Genomic DNA, 2,560 nt, shown 5'->3' on the forward strand with positions numbered 1-2,560 from the left:
GTAACGGTCCAGGGGCCACCGACCGTACCCAGGTCCCCCGAACTCAGGTTCGGCCGGCTCGGGTCCCCGTACCCAGGTTCCCCGAGCTCAGGTTCGGCGCCGGGGGGTGCGGGACGTTGCGTGCGCCGAGCATCTCGGCGGCGATCTCGCGGACCTCGGCCATGCTCGGGACGGCGCGCCCCGCGTCGGTCAGCTCCCGCTGCACGGCGGTCATCTCCACCTCGGGCATGCCGCAGGGCGTTGCCCAGGCCCATGGCCGCATGTCGCAGTCGACGTTGAGCGCGAATCCGTGGCTGGTCACCTTGCGCGTGCACCGCAGGCCGATGGACGCGATCTTCCGGTTGGTCCGGCGGGTCCAGACGCCCGTGAGCTCGACGGACCCGGGCGGGGTGTCCCGCCGCTCGGCCGGAATGCCGAGCGCCTCGACCGTATCCACCAACCGGGCCTCCAACAGCCGCAGGAACGGCACCACCGCGTTCATTGCGCCGATATGACACATCACGTAGCCCACCAGCTGGCCGGGGGCGTGGTACGTCAGCAGCCCACCCCGGTTGGTCTCGTGAACCGGGATGCCCAGCCCCGCGAGCGGGCGGTGCTCGGGCGGAGTCCGCTTGCCGACGGTGTAGACCGGCGGATGCGACAGGAACCACAGCGTGTCCGGCCGCACGCCGTCGATCCGTTCCCGCACCATCACCCGCATCCGCGCCATGGCAACCTCGTAGTCGACGAGATCCTCGTCGAGGCGCAGCAGGGCCTCAGGCCAGGTCACCGGGACCGGGCCCGGGCCGCCGTCCACGGCGTCCACCCCGTCCACCCCGTCCACCCCGTCGACGACATCCACCCGGTCGATAGCATTCACGGGGTTCACGGCATTCACCTCTCCACCGTATGCCCGGTCCACCGTGTGCCCGGGTTCCGGCGGTCCGGGCCGGGATGATCCCGCGCGGTCGGCGTACCGTAGCGCACAGGGAGCAGCGATGACGTACGACATTCTCGCCGACCTCGTCGTGGTGGCCCACCTGCTCGGGATCGCGTTCATCATCTTCGGTGGGCTGCTGGTCCGGCGGCGGCGCTGGCTGCATGTGCCCGCCATCATCTGGGGCGTAACGATCATCACGATCGGGTTCACCTGTCCGCTGACCCCGTTGGAGAAGTATCTGCGACGGCTTGATGGTCAACCGGCCTACCAGGGCGGTTTCATCGATCATGACCTTGCGGGCGTCCTCTACCCGGACGATCTCACCTGGCTCGTCCGCTCGCTGGCCGCGCTGATCGTGGTCGTTGCCTACGTGCGCGTCTGCCTGGACCTGCACCGACGACGGTCCCGACCGACGGTGGGCACCGGACCGGATCCGGCATCATCCGACCCCGGCCAGCGATGACCGTGATGACCGGCGGTGGGGTAGGCCGAGGCCGGCTACGGCGTCACAGCGATACGACGCCACATCGCTACGACGCCGCCACCGGCACACCCCGAATACCCCAACGGGCACACCACCTACGCCGGCGCCGCCCAGCGGGTGCTGGACCGGGTGTCTCAACCGGCGGTGAGCCAGTGGGACACGGCGTCGCCCGTCACGACTCGCACGGTCAGGATTACCGCGGCAACCGCGAGAAGCGGAACGACAACCCAGTGTTCGATCCTGCCGTCCGTCCGGGGAACCAGGACTGTCTCCATCCGCCAGGTGACCGGCCAGAGAAGAGGGCAGCCGCGCGGGGTCAGGCAGTCCCCGGCCAGGTGGGCGAGACAGCCCAGGGTGACCGCGTAGCCGGCGAAGCTCATGTCGATGCCGTGCATGAGAAAGACAGCGACCCCGGCGGTCACGCAGTCCATGACGGACGACCAGTGCTCGTGCTTCTCGAAGTCCAGGCCGAGCCCACGTAGCCCGAAGCCCACGAGGACGAACAGCGCGGCCCACCATCCGTACTCGAAACGGGCAGCCAGCAGGCCCATGACCACGCCCATGCCGAGCGCGAAGAGGAGCGAGTGGGTGGCGTGCCGGTGGCCACCGGCGGCCCTGCTGATCCACCTGCACATAACCCGGGTGACCGGCCCGAAGGTGTTGGCGATCCGACCGTTGGGATGGTCGATGTCGGGCAGAAGCGCCGCGCCCGCGGACACCACCGCGCCGGCGATCACCTGGGACGAGGACAAGGACCCCGCGTGCGAGCCCAACCACTGCTCCCGGGACAGCAGGGGTGCGGCGGCCAGCCAAACCACCGCCCCGCTCAGGGCGTGGGTCCGCCCCATCATGGCAGCTCAACCTGAATGATCAGCACCGTCAGACTGTATCCAGCCGATCCAGATCCAGCCGATCCAGCCGCCGCGCGCCGAGCGACGTTCGGCTGTCCCGTGGCAAGCAGGCCCCGCGTGTGGTCATCGATCCAGCTCGTCAGACCGGTCGTCCGCGAGTTTGATGTTCCGGTCAGCTCCCAGGCGCGGGTGCTGACGCGAAGAGCATCGCTACGCGGTCTCCAACAGGCTCGAAGCCAAGCTGCTGATACACGCCGTTGCTGGTCGGATTAGCCAGATCGGTGAACAGCAGGACCTCGTGCGCTG

General features: G+C 69.1%; 3 protein-coding genes. 1 reads left to right on the forward strand and 2 read right to left on the reverse strand.

Going from position 1 to position 2,560, the window contains the following annotated elements; translation table 11 throughout:
• Positions 1-43: 43 nt before the first annotated feature.
• The gene (gene lipB / locus AC08OQ_RS19175) at positions 44-868 is read right to left on the reverse strand and encodes a lipoyl(octanoyl) transferase LipB (protein WP_476602421.1); all 825 of its coding nucleotides are present in this window, start codon (positions 866-868) and stop codon (positions 44-46) included.
• Between the two features lie 109 nt (positions 869-977).
• Here lipB and AC08OQ_RS19180 point away from each other — a divergent pair, with 109 nt between their 5' ends.
• Positions 978-1,382 carry a DUF2784 domain-containing protein gene (locus AC08OQ_RS19180; RefSeq protein WP_476602420.1) on the forward strand — a complete coding sequence of 135 codons (405 nt, stop codon included), beginning with the start codon at positions 978-980 and terminating at the stop codon, positions 1,380-1,382.
• Positions 1,383-1,537: 155 nt separating this feature from the next.
• Here the strand turns inward: AC08OQ_RS19180 and AC08OQ_RS19185 are convergent, their stop codons facing one another.
• A complete protein-coding gene (locus AC08OQ_RS19185) occupies positions 1,538-2,251 on the reverse strand; it encodes a metal-dependent hydrolase (protein WP_476602422.1) in 714 nt (237 codons plus the stop codon).
• Positions 2,252-2,560 lie beyond the last annotated feature (309 nt).

It is taken from the genome of Frankia sp. CcCS3, assembly GCF_977927575.1.